1 protein-coding gene is annotated in these 605 nt (G+C 37.0%); it reads left to right on the top strand.

The features are described 5' to 3' along the window. Positions 1-391: 391 nt before the first annotated feature. A partial coding sequence (locus EI164_RS16635) for a prepilin-type N-terminal cleavage/methylation domain-containing protein (protein WP_192521061.1) occupies positions 392-605 on the top strand: 214 nt, incomplete at its 3' end.

Consider the following 605-nt stretch of genomic DNA (forward strand, 5'->3'; position numbering starts at 1 on the left):
CGTCTATGGGCATCTCACAACTCCATTGTATTCTTGGTCGAAAACAATAGATTAGTGAGGTGCTCTTCTTTTTTCAATCACTTTCGAAGTTGAGAGTGGGGTGTTTTTGGTACATTCTATTAAATTCAAAAGTAGTACAAAGCAACCGAGTGTAGAGGTATATGTGATACTTCAAGCGAGGTTAAGTTAATGCTTTTATGGTGGAATGACTATCGCTGATATTTCCAGAACACGTAACTAGCCAATAATAAAAAGCGAGATCGTTTTGTTGAACAACATTACTCACTATAGGTAATCAAACCTCATGACATTGCTCTATAAGATATCGTCAAATTATGACAAGCTATCTACACGTTTCTCACTTATATTGCTATCAATGAACGATGAGTTCATGCGTAAAAGGCTTAGCTTATATATAACTCGAATCTATAGCGTGTTTTTTTGGGGAAAAACATACAATAAAAAAGTCTCAAGACAAACCAAGGATTTTAGAAGCAAACAAGGTTTTACGCTGGTCGAGCTCATTGTCACTACAGCAGTGTTAGCAGCTTTGACATACTCCCACCACTTTCGCAAAGCTCAAGTGGGGGATTCTAAAAGCAAAT

The sequence above is a fragment of the Psychrobacter sp. FME13 genome (genome assembly GCF_014861395.1).
Classification (GTDB): domain Bacteria; phylum Pseudomonadota; class Gammaproteobacteria; order Pseudomonadales; family Moraxellaceae; genus Psychrobacter.